This window comes from Polaribacter sp. Asnod1-A03 (assembly GCF_045063585.1).
In the GTDB taxonomy this organism is placed as follows: domain Bacteria; phylum Bacteroidota; class Bacteroidia; order Flavobacteriales; family Flavobacteriaceae; genus Polaribacter.
Genome location: NZ_JBEFOE010000009.1, coordinates 2,896,783 through 2,921,246 on the forward strand (window position 1 = coordinate 2,896,783; position 24,464 = coordinate 2,921,246).

Annotated in this window: 18 protein-coding genes; 8 read left to right on the forward strand and 10 right to left on the reverse strand. The window is 30.2% G+C overall.

Annotated elements, in window-relative coordinates:
• Positions 1-26 precede the first annotated feature (26 nt).
• The 7 genes from ACJJVY_RS13020 (at position 27) to ACJJVY_RS13050 (ending at position 10,869) form a co-directional block, all read left to right on the forward strand.
• The gene (locus ACJJVY_RS13020; RefSeq protein WP_405609432.1) at positions 27-3,359 is read left to right on the forward strand and encodes a TonB-dependent receptor; all 3,333 of its coding nucleotides are present in this window, start codon (positions 27-29) and stop codon (positions 3,357-3,359) included.
• 10 nt (positions 3,360-3,369) lie between these two features.
• Positions 3,370-4,782, forward strand: coding sequence for a RagB/SusD family nutrient uptake outer membrane protein (locus ACJJVY_RS13025; protein ID WP_405609434.1), 1,413 nt, complete (start codon positions 3,370-3,372; stop codon positions 4,780-4,782).
• A 110-nt stretch (positions 4,783-4,892) separates the two neighbouring features.
• Positions 4,893-6,047 carry a dipeptidase gene (locus tag ACJJVY_RS13030; RefSeq protein WP_405609437.1) on the forward strand — a complete coding sequence of 385 codons (1,155 nt, stop codon included), beginning with the start codon at positions 4,893-4,895 and terminating at the stop codon, positions 6,045-6,047.
• Between the two features lie 35 nt (positions 6,048-6,082).
• Positions 6,083-7,207, forward strand: a complete 1,125-nt coding sequence (locus tag ACJJVY_RS13035) for an FG-GAP repeat domain-containing protein (RefSeq protein WP_405609440.1) — start codon at positions 6,083-6,085, stop codon at positions 7,205-7,207.
• Between the two features lie 41 nt (positions 7,208-7,248).
• Complete coding sequence (locus ACJJVY_RS13040; RefSeq protein WP_405609443.1) at positions 7,249-9,303, forward strand: amidohydrolase family protein; 2,055 nt, start codon at positions 7,249-7,251, stop codon at positions 9,301-9,303.
• 50 nt (positions 9,304-9,353) lie between these two features.
• Entirely contained in the window at positions 9,354-9,902 is a 549-nt protein-coding gene (locus tag ACJJVY_RS13045) for a RidA family protein (protein WP_405609446.1), read from the forward strand.
• A 16-nt stretch (positions 9,903-9,918) separates the two neighbouring features.
• Complete coding sequence (locus ACJJVY_RS13050) at positions 9,919-10,869, forward strand: MBL fold metallo-hydrolase (protein WP_405609449.1); 951 nt, start codon at positions 9,919-9,921, stop codon at positions 10,867-10,869.
• Between the two features lie 79 nt (positions 10,870-10,948).
• On the opposite strand, the gene ACJJVY_RS13055 is transcribed toward ACJJVY_RS13050, so the two are convergent.
• From ACJJVY_RS13055 to ACJJVY_RS13100, 10 genes are all read right to left on the reverse strand, one after another.
• Positions 10,949-12,097, reverse strand: coding sequence for an alpha-hydroxy-acid oxidizing protein (locus ACJJVY_RS13055; RefSeq protein ID WP_405609452.1), 1,149 nt, complete (start codon positions 12,095-12,097; stop codon positions 10,949-10,951).
• A gap of 12 nt (positions 12,098-12,109) precedes the next feature.
• On the reverse strand, positions 12,110-12,445 hold the full coding sequence (locus tag ACJJVY_RS13060) for an L-rhamnose mutarotase (RefSeq protein WP_405609455.1): 336 nt from the start codon (positions 12,443-12,445) through the stop codon (positions 12,110-12,112).
• A gap of 1 nt (position 12,446) precedes the next feature.
• Positions 12,447-13,745: an L-fucose:H+ symporter permease gene (fucP, locus tag ACJJVY_RS13065; RefSeq protein WP_405609458.1), complete on the reverse strand. Its 1,299-nt coding sequence runs from the start codon at positions 13,743-13,745 to the stop codon at positions 12,447-12,449.
• 101 nt (positions 13,746-13,846) lie between these two features.
• A complete protein-coding gene (gene aldA / locus ACJJVY_RS13070) occupies positions 13,847-15,286 on the reverse strand; it encodes an aldehyde dehydrogenase (protein WP_405609461.1) in 1,440 nt (479 codons plus the stop codon).
• Between the two features lie 241 nt (positions 15,287-15,527).
• Positions 15,528-16,427, reverse strand: a complete 900-nt coding sequence (locus ACJJVY_RS13075; RefSeq protein ID WP_405609464.1) for a helix-turn-helix domain-containing protein — start codon at positions 16,425-16,427, stop codon at positions 15,528-15,530.
• A 368-nt stretch (positions 16,428-16,795) separates the two neighbouring features.
• Positions 16,796-18,007: an exo-beta-N-acetylmuramidase NamZ domain-containing protein gene (locus ACJJVY_RS13080; protein ID WP_405609467.1), complete on the reverse strand. Its 1,212-nt coding sequence runs from the start codon at positions 18,005-18,007 to the stop codon at positions 16,796-16,798.
• 22 nt (positions 18,008-18,029) lie between these two features.
• Complete coding sequence (locus ACJJVY_RS13085) at positions 18,030-19,712, reverse strand: glycoside hydrolase family 3 protein (protein WP_405609470.1); 1,683 nt, start codon at positions 19,710-19,712, stop codon at positions 18,030-18,032.
• A gap of 11 nt (positions 19,713-19,723) precedes the next feature.
• Positions 19,724-20,830 carry an acyltransferase family protein gene (locus ACJJVY_RS13090; RefSeq protein ID WP_405609473.1) on the reverse strand — a complete coding sequence of 369 codons (1,107 nt, stop codon included), beginning with the start codon at positions 20,828-20,830 and terminating at the stop codon, positions 19,724-19,726.
• Positions 20,831-20,832: 2 nt separating this feature from the next.
• Positions 20,833-21,666, reverse strand: coding sequence for an N-acetylmuramic acid 6-phosphate etherase (murQ, locus tag ACJJVY_RS13095; protein ID WP_405609476.1), 834 nt, complete (start codon positions 21,664-21,666; stop codon positions 20,833-20,835).
• Entirely contained in the window at positions 21,659-23,113 is a 1,455-nt protein-coding gene (locus ACJJVY_RS13100) for a sodium:solute symporter (RefSeq protein WP_405609479.1), read from the reverse strand. The genes murQ and ACJJVY_RS13100 overlap by 8 nt, the downstream gene beginning before the upstream one ends.
• A gap of 595 nt (positions 23,114-23,708) precedes the next feature.
• On the opposite strand from ACJJVY_RS13100, the gene ACJJVY_RS13105 reads away from it, so the two are divergent.
• Positions 23,709-24,458: a DeoR/GlpR family DNA-binding transcription regulator gene (locus tag ACJJVY_RS13105; protein ID WP_405609482.1), complete on the forward strand. Its 750-nt coding sequence runs from the start codon at positions 23,709-23,711 to the stop codon at positions 24,456-24,458.
• Positions 24,459-24,464: the final 6 nt, after the last annotated feature.

Below are 24,464 nucleotides of genomic sequence, written 5' to 3' on the forward strand. Positions count from 1 at the left end.
AAAATTTAATTATCAAAAACAAAAATATGAAAAAAAACTCACGCACAGGAATTTTAATACTTATGAGAATATTTCTATTATTAATTAGTTTAGGAATCACAGCAGGTAATGTAAATCCGTTGATGGGGCAAACGAAAATAAATATTGATGTAAAAGAGATATCAATTGAAGAATTTTTTAAAGAAATTCAAGGTTCAAGCGATTACATGTTCTTTTATAAAGATGATGTTTTAAATACAAATAGAAAAGTATCAATAAAACTTAATGAAGCTAATATTATTAAGGTTTTAGACAAAGCCTTTTCTAAAACTAATTTAACTTATAAGGTTGATGGTAAACAAGTAATTGTTAAAAAAATACAACCAAAACCAACAGTTTCATTAGTAATTAGTCAAATAGCTCAAGAAAAAGTAGTTACTGGTACTGTTACAGAAGCAGAAGGTTATGCTTTACCAGGTGTAAGCGTTAGAATAAAAGGTACATCTACAGGTACAGAAACAGATTTTGACGGTAAATACTCTATTAAAGTAACAAAAGAATCTGTTTTAGAATTCTCTTACATTGGTATGTTAAAACAAACTGTAGCAGTTGGAGATAAATCTGTTATAGATATTAAAATGGAAGAAAGTACAGCTGCTTTAGATGAGGTTGTTATTGTAGGTTATGGTTCTCAAAAAAAAGAAGAGTTAACCGGTTCTGTTGCAATTGTTAAAAGTGCAGATTTACAACAAGCACCAACCTCTTCTTTTGAGCAATCGCTTAGAGGTGGAATAGCAGGGATACAAGCAAGTGCACTTGATGGAGCGCCAGGAGCAAATACAGAAATTAGAATTAGAGGTATTGGTTCTATTAATGCGTCTAGTGAGCCTTTATATGTTATAGATGGTATTCCTATTCAGGCAGGTAGCCAGTCTACAAATGATAATGATGGTGCAAGTTCTAACGTAATGGCGTCTATTAACCCTAATGACATAGAAAGTATTAGTGTTTTAAAAGATGCAGCTTCTACAGCAATTTATGGGTCTAGAGGAGCAAATGGTGTTATTTTAATCTCGACAAAACAAGGTAAAACCGGTAAAGCAACTATAGAGTTAAAAACACTTACAGGTTTTAATTCACAAGCTTCTAAAAACATTTTAAAACCTTTAAATGCAGCTCAATATAAAGAATTATATATTGAAGGATATGTAAATTTGGGTCTTACAGAAGCAGAAGCGCAAACACAATTAGATAACTATTATACGCAACAAATAGATCCTTCTACGGGTGAAGCTACAGATACAAATTGGTTAGATGCTATTACAAGAACAGGTATTACTCAAAGTTATGATCTAAGCGTAAGAGGAGCTACAGATAAAGTAAAATACTTTATGTCTGGTGGTTTTATGGAACAAGGAAGTTATATAATAGGATACGATTTTTCTAGATTTAGTGGTAGAACTAATTTAGAATATAAAGCAAGTGATTATATTACGATTTCTAATAATATTTCAATTGCAGATATTACATCTACAACAGCACCAGATGCAGGTTCTTGGAACAATCCTTTTAAGAGTACTTTAGAATTATCGCCATTAATTCCTATTTATGATGATGAAGGGCAATACAATGCAGATCATCTTGCTTATTTTCCAATTGGTAGTAACCCTGTTGGTAGTTTAAGTGGAGAAGATAATTGGGAAACAAAAACAAATAGAATCATTGATAATTTAGCATTAACAATTACTCCTTTAGAAAATTTAGTGTTTAGATCTCAATGGAATTTTGATATTTTAAGTATTAACGAGTCTATTTATTACAACAGACGTTACGGTACTGGTTATGATACAAACGGTTATGCTTACGAAGCAAATACAACTAGTAAAACATGGGTAGGTACACAAACGTTAGATTATAGTTTAACTTTAAATGAAAATCATAATTTAAACTTTTTAGCAGGTTATGAAGCACAACAAACAACGCGTGAATCATTTTCTGCTTCAGGTTCAGATTTTCCTAACGATGTAGTTAAAACATTAAGTACAGCAGCAGCGGAATATGCGGTTTCTGGAACAAAAACAGAATACACTTTTAATTCAACTTTTTTAAGAGGAAATTACAATTATGATAATAAGTATTTTCTTTCTGGTAGTTTAAGACATGATGGGTCTTCAAGGTTTGGAGCAGATAACAGGTATGGAACTTTCTATTCAGTAGGAGCAAGCTGGAATATGTTTAAAGAGGATTTTATTAATGATATTTCTTTTATCGATCTATTAAAATTAAGAACATCTTACGGTTTAACAGGTAATGCAGCTATTGGTAATTTTGCATCTTTAGGATTGTATGGTTACGGAGATGATTACGATGGTTCTCCAGGAGGGACTCCTCAGCAATTGGCAAACCCAGATCTTACTTGGGAAACTCAAGAGAACTTTAATGTTGGTTTAGATTTTGGTTTATTTGGTAAAATTAACGGTACTGTAGAGTATTTTGATAGACTTTCATCAGATCTTATTTTAGATGTTCCTATTTCTCCAACTACTGGTTTTACAGAACTTACGCAAAACTTTGGTTCTATGTCTAATAAAGGTTTAGAAATTACTTTAAATGCAAACATTATAAACAAGAATGATTTTAGATGGAGTGTTGGTTTTAATACCACATTCATAAAAAATGAAATTACAGATTTAGATGAAGATTACACAGACGGAGCTTTTAGAAGACAAGTCGGTGAAGATTTTCAGTCTTTTTATATGTATGGTTGGGCAGGTGTAGATCAAACAAACGGAGATGTACAATATTATACAGATGCTAGCGAAACTACAATAACCAATGATATTGGAGATGCAGAACGTTATTTATCTGGTAAATCTGCAACACCAGATTTTTATGGTGGTTTTAATACTTCTTTTTCTTACAAAGGGTTTAGTTTAAATGCAAACTTTATGTATTCTTCTGGTAATTATTTATTTGATAGTAGAGCACGTGGTAGTTTAGGTGATGGTAGATTAACACCAAGAAGTACGGCCACTTATGTGTTCGAAAACAGATGGGTAGAAGGTAAAACAGATGCTTTATTTCCTAGGTTTCAATGGGGAGGACAATCTGGTAGTAACCAAGCGAATGTTACAAGATGGTTGTATGATGGTAGTTTTATCCGTTTAAAAGATGTAACAGCTGCATATGATTTTCCTAAAAAAGTAATTTCTTTTTTAAATCTTAATTCGGCTAGATTATATGTAAGAGGTACAAATTTATTAACTTTTACTAAAGATAAAGATTTGTATATAGATCCAGAACAGTCTATAAGTGGTAGTTATAATGGATTAACACCAGCTATGAAAACTATTTCTGTAGGATTAGATATTAAACTATAAAAAAACACTCATGAAAAAATATAATAAAATATTACTATTGATTATGGTAGGGTTTTTCTTATCATGTTCAGAATCATTTTTAGAACTTACTCCTCAATCTTCAGTAGCAAATGAAGAAGCTATTACAAACTTAGAAGATTTAGAAACATCTATTACTGGTGTGTATGATGAAATGCAAGGCGCATATTATTACGGTAGATATATGTTTATGATTCCGGATGTTTTAGCGGATGATGTAAAACAAAATTTATCAGCAAATAGAATTGTAGATTATGCAGAGCATGTACAAAACGTATCAGACGGTCAGGCTAGTGCTTTATGGACAGGAATGTATTTTGCAAACAATGCTCTAAATAATATCATTAATTCTGATGTAGAAGTTACAGAAGCATCTCAAGATAGTAAAGACCATATTTTAGGAGAGGCACATGCTTTAAGGGGTTTAATTTATTTTGATTTGGTAAAACTTTTTGCACAGCATTATACTTACACAACAGATGCAAGTCATGCAGGTGTACCGTTAATTTTAAAGTTCGATCCAACATTAGAACCAGCAAGAAATACGGTTGAAGAAGTATATAATCAAATAATTTCAGATATGACTACGGCATTATCTTTAATGAATGATACATCTAGAACTTCTAATTCTAATACACTATCAGCAACATCAGTTAAAGCATTATTATCTAGAGTTTACTTATACAAAGAAGATTGGGTAAATGCAGAAGCAATGGCAACAGATGTAATTAATGCAGGTTATAGTTTGGTTGATAATGAAAATTATTTAACCTTATGGAATAACGATAATACCTCAGAATCTATTTTTGAGATTTCTATGACAGAATCTGATAATGTTGGTGGTAATGGTATTGCAGGTTTATACCTTTCTGCAGCAGAAGGTGGTTATGGAGATTATTTGCCATCTAATGATGTAGTTTCTTTATATGATGCAGAAGATGTAAGAATGGGTGTTTTTGTAGAAGATACAAATTTAGCAGGAGATTACGCTCCGTATAGAGTTAATAAATATTCTGATGTTTTAGGTTATGATAATGTAAAAGTTGTACGTCTTGCAGAAATCTATTTAATTAGAGCAGAAGCAAGAGCGCAAATAGGAACTAATATTACAGGAGCTCAAGAAGATTTAGATGTAATTCGTACAAGAGCATTGCCAACAGCAACAAGCACAACAAGTACTGGTGATGATTTATTAGATGCTATTTTTCTAGAAAGAAGATTAGAACTTTGTTTTGAAGGACAAAGATTATGGGATTTAATGCGTAGAAAGCAAGATATTGTAAGAACAGAATGTACATCTAGTACTTGTTATATTCCTTATGCAGATGATACAAATATATTACCAATACCTCAGGATGAAACAGATGTGAACCCGAATATAGAACAAAATCTAGGGTACAATTAGTAGCCTGTAAAATAAATACTTGTTACATGCATTGATAAAATTTGATGTCTTTTTTCAATGTGTGTACACAAGTTTTTACATATTATTTAAGTAATTTAAAAGAACATATTTTGGAACAAACTCGTAGAAATTTAGTAAAACTATTGTCATTAGGCGCATTTTTTCCAAAGCAAACACTAGGTGCTTTTAATTCGATATTAGAGTCATTAAATGTAGATGCTAATCACAATCTGTCAAATGGTTTATTGTCAAATATTTCTGACAATAAAATAGAAGAATTGTACAAAAAAGCAATGGTTATTGACGGACTTGTTATCCCTAAAGGATGGAATCAAGATTCTTTTGATGCTTTAGCAAAATCTGGTTATTCTGGTTTTAGTACTTCTTTGCTTTCCGGAAATTTAAAATCAGCTTTAAACAACATTGCAGAATGGGATAATCGTATAAAAAACAATTCAGATGTTTTAATAAAAGCAACCACTGCAAACGATTTTATCCGAGCAAAAAAAGAAAACAAAACTGCTGTTTTATACGGATTTCAAAATGCCACAATGATGGAGAAATCTATTAAAAATTTAGATACTTTATACAATGCAGGTACACGTTGGATTCAATTAACCTATAATCAAAGAAATTTGTTAGGTGATGGAAGTACAGAACGTACAGATTGCGGTTTGTCAGACTTTGGAATAGAAGCGGTAGAGCGTATGAACGAACTCGGAATTATAATTGATTTATCGCATTGCGGAAAAGAAACTACCAACGACGGAATTAAATTTAGTAAAACCGGAGCTTGTTTTAATCATACAATGTGTGAGTCTTTATATAAAAATCATCCAAGAGCTAAGCCAGACAGTCAAATAAAAGCCATGGCAGACAAAGGTGGAATTATGGGTGTAATTTGTTTAGGTTATATGATTGGTCCAGAATTAGGAACAAAAACAACCATAGAAACCTATGTAGATCACATAGATCATGCAGTTAAAATTGCTGGAATAGATCATGTTGGTGTTGCTGCAGACTTTGCAATTCAGGGTTTACAAGCAACTGGCGCAACCAGAGAAAATTGGTACGAACCTAGATTAACAAGATTTAAACCATCTTATAAAGTACAATGGCCACCTTGGATTCCCGAATTAGATAAACCAGATCGTTATTTACAAGTAGCAAAAATATTAGATAAAAGAGGATATAGTACAGGCGATATCGAAAAAATATTAGGACTCAATTGGTTAAGATATTTTAAAGAAACCTTAAAATCATAATCAATTAAAAATAGATTTAAACAAATAATCATAAAATGAAGAAGTATCTTTTTATAGCATTTTTTTCAACTTGTATGCTTTCTGTTCATTCTCAGAAATCCAACTTTTTTAATAGTAATAGAACCATTTTAGGAATCCATAAAGAACGAACAGCTTCTATGGGAATTGGTGATATTGATAATGATGGCGATATGGATATTGTACAGGCAAATGGTAGGCATTGGCCAGGTCAAAACCGAGTTTTTGTAAATAACGGACGCGGTATTTTTACCGTTTCTAAAAATTTAGGCACAGAACAAGAAACGAGTTATTCTACAGAGTTAGCAGATTTTGATGGAGATGGAGATTTGGATATTGCGGTTGGTAATGATATGGCGCCAAATTTTATTTTTATAAACGACGGAAAAGGAAACTTTACTAAAGGAGCTTCTTTTGGTGATAAATACGGACATACAAGAAACATTGTGGTTGCAGATTTAGACAATGATGGAGATGTCGATATTTTAATAACTAACAGAGGGAGTGAAAATGAAATTTGTTTAAATAACGGTAAAGGTGTTTTTACAAAAGTGATAGGTTTTGGTAGTAAAAAAGATTCTACAATTGATGTTGAGGTTGCTGATATGAATGGTGATGGAAATTTAGATTTGATTTTAGCAAATAGAGATGATCAACCAAATTACGTATACTTTAATGACGGAAACTTAAAATTTACCAAAAAAATAGCTTACGGTACAGGTAAAGATGTTACAAGATCTGTTGCGGTTATAGATCTTGATAAAGATGGCTTTATGGATATAGTTACTGCAAATATTGGCGAGCCTAATGTTATTTATTTTGGAAGTAAAAACGGAACTTATGATCGTAAAGTAGTATTTGATGATAGTTCTGATAAATCATATTCTTTATCTATTGGCGATTTAAATGGCGATGGAGAAATAGATATTATTGTTGGTAATGTAGCAGCACCAAACAATGTTTTTATCAATTCTAAGAATGCCTCAACTTGGCAGAAAATACAATTGAATGATCAAAAGTTTAGTACATACGATATTTTAACTTCAGATTTAAATGGAGATAAAAAACTAGATATTATAGAAAGTAATTCAGATGAATTAAATCTATTTTACTTTAATAGATTCACACCAAAATTCCCTTGATTTTAATCAAAATAGAGACTTATAATATTAAAAATTTTAAAATGATAGATAAAAACAAATTCAAGCTAAATAAAGCAAGTTATTTGCTAAAATTAGCGGTATTACTTTTAGTAACAGGTTGTTCAACAGCTCCTTCAAAATGGGAAAACATACAAGATGAAGGGTCTTTTTTAGTATATAGAAGGCAATCTTTAATTGGTGAAGAATCGTATTCAATTACATCCACTAAAGATTCTATTATTGTAAAATCACTTCAAGGAGAAAATGAAAGAGGTAGAATTACAGGAGTAGAAGCAGAATTGCATTTAGATAAGAATTTAAAACCTTCTTTTTACTTAAATAGACGTTTAACAAGCAATGATACTATTGTTAATTTAGAAGTTAAAAAAACTTCTGAGGGTATTTCTATTTGGGAAAAAAATAGAGATTTTGTAAAGACAGAAACCAAAGATTTTTTTCCAGTACATAGTAATATTCCTGCGGGGATAGAAATGATGTTATATCATTATTACTTTCAACAAGGGGGTACAGGAAGTATTCCTATTTTACCAAGAGGAGAAATTACAATGAATTTTATCCAAGAGGATATAGTAACAATTAAAGGCGAAAAAGTGCCTTTAAAAAGATATGTTGTAGATGGGATTAATTGGGGAGGAAGAACTATTTGGGTAGATGAATCTAACAATTTAGTAGCGCTTGTAAAAGCAAATACGCAAATACGCGAGTATATTAAAAAAGGATATGAAGAAGCAAAACCATTTTTTGTTCAAGGAAATGTTGAAGAAGAAATGGCTGCATTATCAAAATTCACCAAAGATTTAAAAGGTACTCAATCAAAAGTAAAAGCATTTGTTGGAGGAAATATTGTTGATGGACTAAGCAATGTTGCAAAAGAAGATATGACTTTAATTATTACAGACGGAACTATTTCTAAAATAGGAAAACGTTCTGAAGTAGAAATTCCTGAAGGAGCAGAAATTGTTGATGTAAAAGGCAAAACATTAATTCCTGGTTTGTGGGATATGCATGCACATTCTAATCAAGTAGATTGGGCGCCAGCTTATTTAGCAGGTGGAATTACTACAATTCGTGATAATGGAAATGAGCTTGAATTTGCGACATCGTTTAGAGATGCTATTGCAAAAGAAGGCGCTATTGGTCCAGATATTTTATTAGCAGGAATGACTGACGGAGCAGGAATACAAGGTAACGGAGTGGTAAGAGCAAGAACAGAACAAGAAGCAAAAGAAGTTGCTAATTTGTATTTTTCTAATGGATATAAACAGATAAAAATTTATTCGTCTGTAAGTGAAGAATTAACAAAAGTATTAGCAGAAGAAGGACACAAAAGAGGTATGTCTATTACAGGTCATGTACCAAATGCAATTGGTAATGCGCGTGGAGCTATTGAAGCCGGAATGGATATGTTAAGTCACCGTTCTAGAATCTTAACTGTTTTGTTTCCTAATAAAACAGTAAAAGAATTAGGGAGTTATTATATCAGTAAAAATGATATTTCTCAAAAACAAATAGATGATGCGATTGCATTTCTGTTAAAACATAAAACAGTTTTAGACCCTACAATAGCTTTAGATGTTGCAAGAGGTATGACAAAAGGATCTGTGTTAGAAAGTATAGAACCATTTTCTGATAGAATTGCATATGAGTTATTTGAAGGTAAAAGATTTAGAACAGGTTTATCTGTAAAACGTGCTGAAACTGCCAAAGCAGATTATATAAAAGCAATGGGGATTTTGGGTCAATTTTATAAAGCAGGAGTGCCAATTGTTGCAGGAACAGATAATATTGTGCCTGTTTTTGGTTTGTATTTAGAGTTGGAGACGTATCAAGAATATGGAGGATTAACTCCTTTAGAAGCAATAAAAACAGCGACTATTATTCCGGCAACAGCAATGGGGTTAGGTGATAAAACCGGAACTTTAGAAATAGGTAAAGAAGGAGATATTGCAATTTTAGATAGAAACCCTTTAGAAGATATTTCTAATATAAGAACTGTTTCTGCGGTAGTTACAAACGGAAATTATTACAAAAGTAATCCGTTATGGAAAGCAGCAGATTTTATACCAGCAGAATAATCTAGTGTTTAAAAATTTATAAAACAGAAAAGAAATTAAATATTAAAATTATGAGTAAAATTATAAAGTTACTTTTTGTTGCTCTTTTAATGGTTGGTTGTGCAAAACAATCACCAAAAGAAACTCCAGATAAAGATTACAACCCAGAAGCAAAATTAAAAGAATTAAATATTGTGTTGCCAAGTCCGCCGCAACCTGTTGCAAATTATGTAAACGGAGTTAGAACTGGGAATCTTATTTTTTTAGCAGGTAAAGGACCAAAACGTGTTGATGGAACTGAAATAACTGGAAAATTAGGACAAGACATTACGATTGATGAAGGTTATGCTGCTGCAAGATTAACTGCAATTAATCAACTAGCAGTTTTAAAACATATGTTAGGAGATTTAAACAAAGTAAAACGTATTGTTAAGGTTTTAGGGATGGTAAACTCAGATCCTAATTTTGTAGAACAACCAAAAGTTATTAATGGATTTTCAGATTTAATGGTTGATGTTTTTGGAGAAAAAGGAAAACACGCCAGAGCTGCAATCGGTATGGCTTCTTTGCCAAGAGCACAAGCTGTAGAAATAGAATTAATTGTAGAAGTTTATGATTAATTATAAGAAATAACACATGAAAATAAATAATAAAACATCAAAAACGAGTTCAATATTAAAATCATTTTTCTTATTGATATTTGTTTTTAATTTTTCTCAGAATAGTAAAGCACAAGAATTAAAATTAAAATATTTTGGTGGTGCAGGTTGGGAAATGACAGAAGGAGATTTAAATATTTTAGTTGATCCATACATCTCTAGATTAAAATTAGGCGATAGTCCATCAAACAGTAAAGACGATACTCGTAAAAATTATTATCCATCAGATATTTATGTATCAGATACTGTAACAATCAATAAAATATTGACTAAAAAGGTCGATTTTATTTTGGTACATCATTCGCATTTAGATCATTTGGCAGACGTTCCTTACATCGCAAAAAAAACGGGTGCAATGGTAATTGCTACAGAAACAAGTTGTAAAATTTTAAAAGCGTACGGAATTCCAGAAAAGCAATTACTTAGAGTAAGAGGTGGAGAAGATTATCAGTTTGAAGAGTTTTCTGTAAGAGTAATTCCATCAATTCATTCTGCATTAAATGATAAACATTATTACGATTCTAGAATGCATACTGATGAAATAGAATTGCCATTAAAATTAGAAGATTTTATAGAAGGAAAATCTTTAATGTTTTTAATTCGTTTTAAAAATCATAAAGTTTTAACTGCAGGATCTATGAATTTTTTAGAAAGAGAAGTAGATGGTTTAAAGCCAGATATTATTTTACCAGGCGTTAATTTTTCTAGATTAGAAATTTATAAATATACAGAGCGATTAATGAAGTTAACAAATTTTCCTAAAATAGTAATACCAACACATTGGGATAATTTTAGAGTGCCTTACGGATTTTCTCAAGAAAGTGCTATCGAGAAAAAAATCAACCCTTTTTTAGAAGAAGTTAAGTTGGCATCACCAAAATCAAAAGTGATTGTTCCGGTTCATTTAGAAACGATTACAATTAAATAAAGAACATTAATACAAAAATATTAATGTTCTTTAAAGTTAACTATTAGCATCCTAGTTTTTAAACTAGGATGTTAATAGTCTATTTTATTAAATGTAAAGGCAAGTCTTTTACTCTTTCACAACAAAGTTGTTCCATAACTTGCTGAAATTCACGCTTCATCAAAGAAATTGTATGATTACCACCTTCTCTACCTAACGCACCAACACCATACATAAAACTACGTCCCATAAATGTAAATTCTGCTCCATTTGCCATTGCTCTGGCAATATCCGGCCCACCACGCAAACCAGAATCTACCATTATTTTGATGTCGTCTTTATATTTTTTTGACAAATGTGTCATTGGTACAATAGAAGATTGTCCTGCATCTAATTGTCTTCCTCCGTGATTAGATACAATTAATCCATCAACACCTAATTTAATGGCCTTTTCTGCGTCCATTTTATTTACAACACCTTTAATTACTAATTTTCCTTTCCATTGGTCTCTTATTGATGCTATTCTGTCTTCGTTTAAACGTCCAGAAAAAGTTACATCCATAAATTCGCCTAATTTTTTCATATTTAATCCTTTAGGCATGTAAGGTTCTAAAGTTTTAAAAGCAGGTTGACCATGAATTAACGTTTTAATTGCCCAATCAGGCTTTTTTAAAACTTCAATAATAGTTTTTAAACTCATAGATGGTGGCATTGCTAAACCATTTCTAACATCTCTTGGTCTATAACCAAATGTAGGTACATCTGCTAAAATTACTAAAACATCAGTTCCTGCGTTAGCAGCTCTGTCTAATAAATCTCTTTTAACTTTTTCTTCTGCTGGGTGATATAATTGAAACCAAGATTTTCCTTCAGTTATTTCTGCGATACGTTCTATACTAGAAGTGGTAACGGTACTTAAAATAAATGGTACATTGTGATCAAAGGCTGCTTTTGCTAAAATTTCTGGAGAATTTGGCCACATTAAGCCTTGTAAGCCCACAGGTGCTATACCAAAAGGAGCATCGTATGTATGCCCAAATAACTCTGTTCTTAAATCAGATTTATCAAATTTTGATAAATACTGTGGCATTAATTCTATCTTCTGAAGATCTGTACGGTTTTTATCTAAATTAATATCTTCGTTACAACCTCCATCTAAATATTCAAAAGCAAATTTTGGCATTTTAACCTTCGCTCTTTTCCTTAAATCTGTTACGGAAGGATATTTAGGATTTATTTTTATTTCCATGTTATAATTCTTCTATGCTTTTAACTGATATATTTTTTCCATCAAAACCCACTTTTCACCTTCTTTAGCAGTCGGAAGTGCTTGTTGATATTTCCACATTAAAGTTTCCCATTCTTGTACTTTAATATTGTCTTTGTCGAGTTTGTCTTTCTTTTCAAAAGAAAAAGAGTTATCAACTTCCATGATCATAAATAAACGATTGCCAGTATTAAATATTTCTAAATTGATGATCCCAGAATCTATGATGCTTTCAGTGATTTCTGGCCAAATTTCTTGATGATATTTTTTATATTCTTCAATAAGTTTTTTATCATCTTTTAAGTCTAAAGCAAAATAGTGTTTCGTCATTTTATTTGTAGATTTTCAAAGTTCTATATCCATAAAAAGCAATAAAGCAAAAACAAATAAAGGGAAGAATAAAAGAAAAATTAACGCCAGAAAAAGGACCAATTTTTTCCATATCTATCATTAAACCTTGTAAAATTGGCATTAATGCACCACCAACAATTGCCATAACTAAACCAGCTGCACCAAGAGCAGAATCTTCTTCGCTTAAACCATCTAATGCAATACCGTAAATGGTAGGAAACATTAAAGACATAAAGGCAGAAGTTGCTACTAATAAGTATAAACCTAGTGTTCCTTCAATTAAAATAACACCAGCAATTGTAACCATTGCACAAAGCGCAAAAATCATTAATAACTTTTTTGCATTTACATATTTCATCAAAAAAGTACTAATAAATCTACTTCCTAAAAAGATAGACATGGCCACAATATTATAGTTTTGTGCTGTCGCTTTTGGAATACCTAAATTCCCTGCATATTGAATAATAAATGTCCAACACATAATTTGTGCTGCTACATAAAATAATTGAGCTAAAACACCTTCTTTGTATTTTCCGTTTTTAAATAACCTTTTAAAAGAATCTGCAGCACTAGAATAAGTTTTAGTTGTATCTCTTTTTGGCATTTTAGTAAGTGCTATTAAAACCAGCATTGCAATTACAACAAACCCAAGAATTACATAAGGGTTTCGAATTATTGATAAATCGTGCGTTCTAATAATTGCTTTTTGTGCCTCGCTTAAAGTGTTAAAAATTAACTCTCCAGCTTCATTTCTTTTATCGGAATCTAAGGCAACTAAAATAAATTTTGATGCTACAAACATTCCAAACAAAGACCCAATAGGATTAAAGGCTTGTGCTAAATTTAAACGTTGTGTTGCTGTTCTTTCATCACCCATAGAAAGAATGTATGGATTTGCAGTTGTTTCTAAAAAAGCCAATCCAAAAGTTAAAATATATAAAGAGCCTAAAAAGAATCCAAAAACTTCAAACTGAGCCGCTGGAAAAAACAATAGAGCTCCAATTGCATATAATGATAAACCTAATAATATTCCTTTTTTATAACTGTATTTTCTAACAAATAAAGCTGCTGGTATTGCCATTGTAGCATAACCTCCATAAAAAGCTAATTGTACCAATGCTGCTTTTGCTGTAGATATCTCCATAACAGTACCAAAAGCTGCTACCATTGGGTTTGTAATATCGTTAGCAAAACCCCATAAAGAAAATAATGAGGTAATAATTATAAAAGGAATAAGTACCTCTTTAGATACTACGGGTATTTTTTTTGTTTCACTCATAAAAAAGTATTTTTTTGTTTAAAAAGCACTCTCAAAAGATACTAATAATTTATTAGTATCTTAAAAGATTAAAAGTGCTTTTTATAAAAATGAAATTACTACTATCTGTATTGTGCGTACACAACTTTAGTTTGTAAATACTCTTCCATACCGTGCTTACCATCAGCACCACCTATACCAGATTTTTTCCATCCAGCGTGAAAACCTTGTATAGCTTCAAAATGTTCTCTGTTTATATATGTTTCTCCATATTGTAGTTCTTCTGCAGCATGCATTACTTTATTAAAGTTTTCTGAGAAGATAGATGATGTTAATCCAAATTCACAGTCATTTGCTAAAGCAATTGCTTCATCAAGAGTGCTAAATTTCATCACTGGTAAAACAGGACCAAATACTTCTTCTTGTATAATTTGCATCTCTTGTTTTACGTTTGTTATTAAGGTTGGTTGGTAAAAATATCCTTTATCAAACCCAGGAGTTCTTGATCCACCAACGATAACTTCTGCACCTTCTTTTTTGGCATATTCTACCATTTCAGAAACTTTATCTAATTGCGCTTTAGACACTAAGGCACTCATATCTGGGTTGTTTTCAGAAAAAGCATCTTCTACTTTTACCGATTTCATCTTTTCTGCGACCATGTCTAAAAATTGATCATGGATAGATTCTTCTACATAAAGACGTTCTGCACAGTTACATACTTGGCCGCTAAAGGTAATTCTAGAAGTAACAACAGCGTTAACTGCTAATTCTAGATTCGCATCTGCACATACAATTGCAGGCGCTTTACCACCTAATTCTAATGATACTTTTGTAATATTTTCTGAAGCTGCTTGCATTACCATTTGACCAGCACCAACACTACCTGTTAAGCTAATAATACCAGTAATTGGACTTTTAGAAAGTGCATTACCTACAATGCTACCTTTGCCACAAACGTAATTTAATACACCTGCAGGTAGTTTTATAACTTCTATTAATTTAGCAAACTCCATAACAGTATTAGGCGCTATAGAACTTGGGTTTATAACACAAGTGTTACCTGTAATTAAAGAACCTGCTACTTTTCTTGCCATTACAAAGAAAGGGAAGTTCCAAGGTAAAATACCAACAGCTACACCAATAGGTGCTTTGTGTAAAAAGATGTGTTCTTTGCTACGATCACTTTGTATAATTTCTCCTTCAATTCTTCTTGCAAAACCAGCGTAATAATCAAAGTAATCTGCTGTAACATCAATTTCTATTTGTGCTAAGCTCATTACTTTTGCTTGTTCTGCTGCTAAAGTTTCTGCTAAAAATATTCTGTTATCACGAATAATATCGGCCATTTTATTTAAGTAGTTGGCTCTTTGAATTGCCGGAAGAGACTTCCATCCGTGTTGTGAAGCTTGTGCTGCATCTAATGCTAGATTTGCATCCTCAACACTGCCAATAGGCATTAAAGATAAAACCTCTTCTGTACAAGGATTTAAAATTTCGATTACATCTGTAGAAGTGGATTTTACAAATTTTCCATTTATAAATTGATTGAATTGCTGCATAAAATAGTTTTTTAGTTAATTGTTTATTTAGATAAGAAATATTATTAAATATCTCTTGTTACATATTGGTTGCTAAAGCCAATACACAAACTTAAAAATAGAATCAGCTAAAAATTTTATCCATAATAATCAATAATATGTATAATTTAAACATTGATGTAAAAATGCTAAAAACAAATGGTGTTTAAACCCTTGTATAGATAGTTTATAACTATTTTCTATAAGGAGTAATTTTTACAATTTATGTATATTTTCCAGATTTATAGTTACCGGGAGTTAACCCTGTAATTAATTTAAACACTCTAGAGAAGTGGTATCTGTCGGAAAACCCTAAATGAAAGGCAACATCTTCTATTGTTTTGTTGGTGTGTTCAAAAAGTTCGCAAGACCTAGCTATTTTTCTATTCTGGATAAAATTATGAACGGTAATATGCATTTCATCTTTAAATAAACGGGCAAAAGAATTAGGCGCCATATTTACCACAGCAGCAATTTCGGCATTACTTAACTTTTTATTGATATTGGTTTCTATATAACGGATTACTTTTAAAATACGTTGATCAATATTTATCGCTTTCCAAAGTTCTGGACCAATAGTGGTAAGCGCTTCTTTAATAAATGCCTGTAGCTTTAAATTGAAGGTCAATTTAAAATCTGTGTTTTCTATTTTTAATCTTCCTGTTAAATATTCTAATCGATCTTTTAAATAATCAGTTACTTCTATTTTTAAAATACCAGGATACACATTATCAAAAGGGACACCTAAGTTAAAATGAATAAAAAAGTGAATTAAAGATGAATCTAAATAATCGTTTTCATCATAATCACTTGTTAAATGTCTTCCAGAAACATGTATGCCAGATTCGTAAGTATGATTTTTTGTAAAACGAGAAGTAAAAGAAGTAAAAGGTGGTATTATATATAAAGTATCAGGCGTCATTTTGTAAACTTCGTCTAAATGAATCAGTTCTCCACCTTCATTTCGATTCCAATATATTCTCCAAAACGGAAAAACCATATCATGGCAATCCCATAAATTTAATAACCAATATCTACAACATAACAACTTTAATTTTAAATCTATAAAATTTTGAAAGTTAGAAGAAGGGTCTCCTAATGCTATGTTTTTAGAAAATGCCAAAAAGGTATAATGTTTAAATTAGATACAAAAATACGGATTTTAAATATTTTTAATCGTTAAAATCACTAATATCTTTGTTACATCAAATTTACTTAAATATTATGAAAACACTAAATCTTCCTTTACAAGTAACAGAAGAATTAAATAAAGTATCTAAAGTTGCAGGTTATTTATGGCAACGTGAATTACATGGTTGTTTTTGACTTTGTTTTACCTTTATTAAACTTGCTATTTCTTTAGCAATAGACTGGGAGGCCGATGTGGAGTCTGAATAAACTACCGTTCCGATGTTTTCAAAACGCTTCTCAAATCCCGTCGCTTTATCTATACTACTCTTTAACATTTTATTTTTATTTTATAAAAACCGATTAATATATAATGTATTTATTACGAACTTTCTTAAAACTATCTAAACCACCTTGCCAAATTTCTTTTATTTCTTTTGTAGACATCCCTTCTTCTATTTGCTTCTGTAGTTTTTTTGTTCCTGCCAATTTTGAAAAAAAAGAATTAAAAAACTTTGCTTTATTTTCTGTCTGATGATAAGACTCTATTAGCCATTTTAAATTTAAACTACTCAATTTCTCATTATTTCTTAAATCTGTACCATAACATAATTCTCCATCATGTTTTGGATGTTTTGATCCAAAGTTAGGTTTAGGAATAAAACTAAATTTGAAAAAATCTTTAGAAAGAAAAGGAGAACCAAATATTTGAAACTGCATTTCTGTACCTCTACCGGCACTTACATTTGTTCCTTCAAAAAAACACAAACTTGGATATAAATTAATCGATTTGGTGTTTGGTAAATTTGGTGATGGAATTATTGATAAATCGTATTCTGATTGATGTGTATAATTTTCTAACGGAATAACTGTTAAATTACATTTAACACCATTTTCTAACCATTTTTCTCCGTTAATCATTTTTCCATATTCACCAATTGTCATTCCGTAAACCGTTGGAACAGGATGCATACCTACAAAACTTTTTACTTCTTCCTCTAAAATTGGACCATCAATATAATGTCCGTTAGGATTAGGTCTATCCAAAACAATTAACGGAATATTTAATTCTGCACAAACCTCCATAACATAATGCAATGTTGAGATATAAGTGTAAAATCGGACTCCGACATCTTGTATATCAAACAGCATTACTTCTATTCCTTTTAAATGCTCATGAGACGGCTTTCTATTACTACCATACAAAGAAATTATAGGCAAACCTGTTGTTTTATCAATACCATCTTCTATATGTTCTCCCGCATCAGCTTTTCCTCTAAAACCATGTTCGGGTGCAAAAACTTTTGTCACATTTATATTTAATGCTAGTAAAGAATCTACTAAATGAGTATTTTTTTCTTCTTTAAAAATAACACTTGTTTGATTTGCAACAACACCAACACTTTTACCTTTTAGCATTGGTAAATATTTTTCTGTTCGATTTGCTGCAACAATAATTTTAGATTCAACCTTATTTTCTAATAAGTTAGATTTCTCCTCTTTTTGCTCCTTATCACTTTTAGAACTACAACAAATTGAAGCTATAGCCAATAATAGTATGATACTTTTTTTCATAAAGATTAACCTTTTAAACCTTTTATTTTAATATTTTAATTCCAGATCCTGCAACAAATTTACCATTTAGAGAAGCTGATAATTTACCTTTAGAATTCTTGTTACCTATCATAATTTCTGATGATACTTTTTGAGCTATTTCTGAGTTTTCATAAGAAATAATAGCCGCTTCAATATCACTAAATGATAAGTTTTCTAAACTATATTGACTTGCAAATACATTTAAAATTACATTATTATTTTTTGCAATTTTTTCTATCAGAATTTTATCATCATTAGAAATTTTAGCTGTTATTCTACTATTTAAACGATGATAACTAATGATAATTTCATCATACATGTTAAGTTTATCAATCTGTTTTAGGTCAGAAAATTCATCAATATTTATATGAGATCTTAACGAATTTAAAAAAGTAGAAGAATCTCCGTCACCCAAACTCACTAAAGCTACCTTTTTATTTTCGTCATTACCAATAGGTAAAATATTATTCTTGTTTTTTAAAACTGTTATCGCGTTAGTAAAAATCTCATTATTTAAAGAGTTACTTTCATCATCATTTAAATCGCTAATAAGATTTGTTGTTTCTATTGGGGTAAAATTATTTAAACCAACATCAAATTTTGCTGCAAGAATCTTTTTTACCGAATGCATTAATCGTTCTTCTGTTATTTCTTTTTTATTATAAGCTTCTATAATTTTATTCATTCCTTTAGAAACATTTTCTCCCATCAATAAAATGTCATTTCCAGCCTTAAAAGCTACCAAATCAATTTCTCCTTTTTCTTTATAATTAGCGGCTCCTTTCATATTTAAAGCATCCGTAAAAACAAGGCCTTTAAAATTTAATTGACCTTTTAAAATATCTGTAACAATATGATGAGACAAAGACGACGGAACACCTTCTTCTTTTTCTAAACTCGGCACATTTAAGTGCGCAACCATAACACCAGCCATATTATTTTTAAACAATTGTTTGTATGGATACATTTCTACCGAATCTATTCTTTCTTTAGAAAGCAAAACTGTAGGTAATGTTTTATGAGAATCTTTATCTGTATCTCCATGACCAGGAAAATGTTTTGCAGATGCCAATACATTCTTACTTTGCATTCCTTCAGTAAAAGCCAAAGCTTTATCGGTTACATTATATTTATCCTCAGCAAAAGAACGTACTCCAATTATTGGATTTTTAGAGTTTGTATTAATATCAACTACCGGAGCAAAATTGATATGAACTCCCAAACGATTGCAATGCTCTCCTATTTTTTCTCCAATTTTTCTTATTAAATCGTTATTTTTAACTGCACCTAGCGTCATGTTATAAGGGAATCTTGCAGTACTATCTAAGCGCATGTTTAATCCCCATTCTGCATCCATTCCAATCAATAAAGGTACTTTTGATGTTGATTGATATAAATTTGTTTGATTTGCTTGCCTTATTGGACCTCCCTGAAAAAAGACCAAGCCACCAATTCCATAATTTTTAATTAATTTCTGAATAGAATCTGTATGTTTTTTATCTTTATTAGAATATGCTGCAATCATAAATAATTGACCTACTTTTTCTCTAAGCGTCATATTATTATAAATACTATCTACCCATTTTTTTTTAGCAATATTTTCTGAAGGTGCTTTTACAGCTTCATTTTTATTACAACCAATTAAAATTGAAAGTAGAAATACTACCGGTATTATTCTTTTCATTTTCTGAAAAATTAAATTTTTATAAATATTTTATTTCTAAACAATACATATACCAAGCTCCAAAAAAAGATAATATGAGCAATTGCAAAAAGTAGCGACCCATTCATATTTCCTGCAATCGGAACAAATATATTTTGATATATGTAACTTAAACCACTTATTGTTTTACCTTCTGTATTTGTAAATTTTACTAGATAAATCATTGTTTTTACATACAAACCAGAAAACACAAAAATAAATAACGGATTTGTACCAAAATGTATAAATGGCAGAGACCATTTGGTATATTTTTTAATATCAATAATCCATATTAAAAAAGCCAATATTAACATTGCCCAACCTGCTGCAAAACAAACAAAACTACTTGTCCATAAAGATTTGTTTATTGGAAAAATTAAACCCCAAATATACCCGAGTATAACAAGTACTAATCCATAAACCAAAAGTTTTTTTATTTTAATACTTTTTTCTGTAGTTTCACTTAAAAAGCCACCTGTTAAAGCACCAATTAATACTGTTGCTATTGATGGTAATGTTGATAATAATCCTTCTGGATCAAAAGGAAAACCCAAACCTTTCCACACATGTTTAGGTCCAAATAAATACAAATCTATTTTACCAACTAAATTTGTTTCTGGAGCAAAAGGATTTTCTGCAACAAAAAAATATAAAATTGCCCAATATGTTAATAAAATTAAGGTTATAATATAAATTAATGCTCGCTTATTAAAAAACAAACATAAAGCAGCTCCAAATCCATAAGCAATTGCTATCCTTTGTAAAACTCCAAAATACCTAACAGTTTCAAAATTAAATTTTGGAAAAAGATTTAAAAACAATCCAATAGAAAAAATCATGAATGTTCTTTTAATAATCTTTTTTAATCCTTTCTTACTATCTTCTTTTTTAAAGTTTTTAAAAGCAAAATGAATAGAAACACCTACAATAAATAAGAAAAAAGGAAAAACTGTATCTGTTGGTGTAAAACCATGCCATTTTGCATGTAATAAAGGCCAATATACGTAAGACCAACTACCTGGTGTATTTACCAAAATCATAGAAGCAATTGTTATTCCTCTTAGAACATCTAATGCTTTTAGTCTTCCTTTCATTTCCATCTTTATAGATTTAACTCTTCTAATTCTTCTTTATAAGCTTCTAAAGATTTTCTAACACTTTTGTGTTTTTGTAACAGCTTTTTTGCTAATTTTTCTTCAATAAGAAGTTCATCCATTATCATTTTTACACCTCTAGAAACCAACTTTTTATTAGATAGTTGCATATCTACCATTTTATTTCCTTTTACTCTACCCAATTTTATCATAACTGTTGTAGAAATCATATTTAAAGCTAGCTTTTGTGCCGTACCCGCTTTCATTCTTGTACTACCAGTAACAAACTCTGGACCAACTACTAATTCTATTGAATAATCTGCTTCTAATGAAAGTGGAGATTTTTGATTACATGTTATACAACCGGTAACAATATTATGTTCTTTTGCTTTTTGCAAACCACCTATTACATAAGGAGTTGTACCAGAAGCTGCAATACCGATTAAAACATCTTTATCCGAAACATTATATTCTTGTAAATTTTTCCACGCTAAATCTGTATCATCTTCTGCATTTTCCACCGCTTTTCTAAGCGCAATATCTCCACCTGCAATCAGTCCGATAATCCAATCATCAGAAACACCATAAGTTGGCGGGCACTCCGAAGCATCAAGCACACCTAATCGTCCACTTGTTCCTGCTCCAATATAAAATAAACGTCCACCCTTACTCATTTTTTCATGAATTACATCTACCAACGTATTTATAGAAGGAATTGCCTTTTCAATTGCTAAAGGAACTGATTTATCCTCTTTATTCATATTTGTAAGCAACTCAGTTGTGCTCATTTGCTCTAAGTTGTTATAATCTGATGCTTGTTCTGTAGTTAATTTGTTAATCATCTTTGTTTCGTATAAGGATTAAACATAGTATTGTTAGACAAGCATTTAATAATATATTCATAAAACCTAAATCAAATGAAAACTTGTCTTTAACTATATAATTTATATAGTAAGTTAATAATGGCATTAAAACACAGACATATGGTACGGCTGCATCTTTTATTTTGATTTTTGTAAAAATTCCGATTAAATAGAGACCTAATAAAGGTCCATAAGTATAACCTGCAACTTTAAAAATTGTTGTTATTACATCTCCTTTACTTCCAGAAAATAACATTATAATAATAAATATTATCACAGAAAACCCAAGTAAAACATAATTTTTAAGTCGTTTTTTTTCTTTTGAATTTTTATGATTTATATCTAAAAAATCATGTGTAAATGATGTAGTTAAAGCTGTTAATGAAGAATCTACACTAGAAAATGATGCTGCTGTAATTCCTAAAATAAAACTGATAGCAGCTACAGTACCAAAACTACCAAGGGAAAGCATTGGAAACAAATTGTCTGTATTAATAAATTGACCATTTTCTATATCTAATTGGATTCCAAATTTTTCTGCATACAAGTAAAGCATTACTCCCAACCCTAAGAAAAGAAATTGTGCTAATGCTAAAAATAGACTGAATGTTAAAATATTACGTTGTGCCTCTTTTTTGCTTTTACAAGTTAGTGTTTTTTGCATCATATTTTGATCTAAACCAACCATGGCAACTGCTATTAAAACGCCAGAAATAAACTGTTTAAAGAAATTACTACCCGAATTAAAATCCCAATTAAATATTTTAAAATATTTATGTTCTGTAATAGATATTACAGTTTCTGAAAAACTTAAATCTAATGAGTTTTTAATTATAATTATAGATACAATTGCAGCCATCAACAAAAAAAAGGTTTGTAAGGTATCTGTCCAAACGATTGTTTTAATTCCTGATTTATTAGTATACAACCATATTAAAATTAATATGATAATTACCGTTAAATAAAAGGGAATATGAAAACCATCAAAAACTGCATATTGTAAAATTTTTGCTGCTAATAACAACCTTAAAGCAGCCCCAAAAGATTGAGATATCAAAAAGAATAAAGACCCTGTTTTATATGTCTTAGCACCAAATCTAGTTTCTAAGTAGCTATAAATTGATACTAATTTTAAACTGTAATAAATGGGTATTAAAACGTAGGTTATAAAAATATAGCCAACAACATTACCAAAAACAAACTGCAAGTAATAAAAATAATTATTACTAACCATACCCGGTATAGACACAAAGGTTACACCAGACATTACAGCGCCAATCATACCAAAAGCAACTACTTGCCATGGAGATTTTCTATCTCCTGTGTAAAAAGAGTCATCACTTGTATTTTTTGAAGTAAAATGAGATATTAACATTAACACTCCAAAATAAGATGCTATAATTAATAGAATTATTGTTGAATTCATTTTTTAAACGCTTAATTTTTGCAAGTACATTTATCTTTTTAGAAGAGCATTAATTAAAGATAGGAAGTGAAAACGGGCTATTTATCACTTCCTATCAAAAAATTTAAATCAAAAAACAATTAAAAACAATACATTAATGTAAAGTTGGGGGATTTAACGATTATTTAATTACATATTATCAAAATTCTCTTTTTTAAACTTTTATTGGCACATAACTCAACTAATTAATTACGACAAATAAAAGTTACAGCCATAGTACATCAATAACAAAAAACACTTTAACCTGACTAGAACTTAGTATAATTCATGGTAAATATAAAATAAAAAATAAAAACACGCAAGTAGTTGACATTTATTTGCGTCTTTATTTTAAATAAAAAGCAAAAATACAGCAAAAAAACAATACTTAACACCGTGTCATTTCAAACATTTATCACAAATCACATCAAAAATTAAACAAAATCATTTAATTAAAACCAAAATATTACATTTTAACCAAAAAAAACTGTAAAAAATTGCAATCTATTATTTTAAACAAAAAGTTATTTGCATAAATCCTTAATAAAATCTTATTTTTGAAAAAAAGAGAACTTAAATGAGAAAAAAAGATAGACTACAAAAAGTAGTAGATGAAGTAAGCATTAATAGACAAGTTAGCTCTAGTTTTTTAGCTGAAAAACTAAATGTATCTGAAGATACAATTAGAAGAGATATAAAAGAACTAGACAAGAAAGGTTTGCTTACTAAAATACATGGAGGAGCAATCTCTACAATGCAAAAGCTTTATCACTACAATGAAGATGTAATCTATAAAAGAGAAGAAAAAGTTGCCATTGCCAGAAAAGCAATTACTTTAGTTAAAGACGGGATGGTGATTATAATGAGTGGTGGTACTACAAACTTGATGCTCGCTAAATTATTTCCAAAAAATTTAAAAGCTACTATTTATACATATAGTTTACCAATTGCAATGCAACTTGCAGAACACCCAACTATTGAAACTATATTTATTGGAGGAAAAATACAAAGAAATGCAATGGTTACAACTGGTATTGATGTAATTCAGTTTTTAGCAAACATAACAGCCAATCTTTGTTTTATTGGAGTAAGTGGTTTTAGCTTAGAACAAGGGATTACAGGAGAAAGTTACGAGGTTACGTTGGTAAAAAAACAAATGATTAGCTCATCGGAACACAACGTTTATTTATCTACTTCTAATAAATTAAATCTTAGACTTAATTATGACGTATGTAGCCTTAAAGGAATTGACATTGCTATTACAGATTTAGAAATCAGCGACCCTATATTAAAACCATATATTGATGCTGGGGTAACTTTAATGTAATAAAAC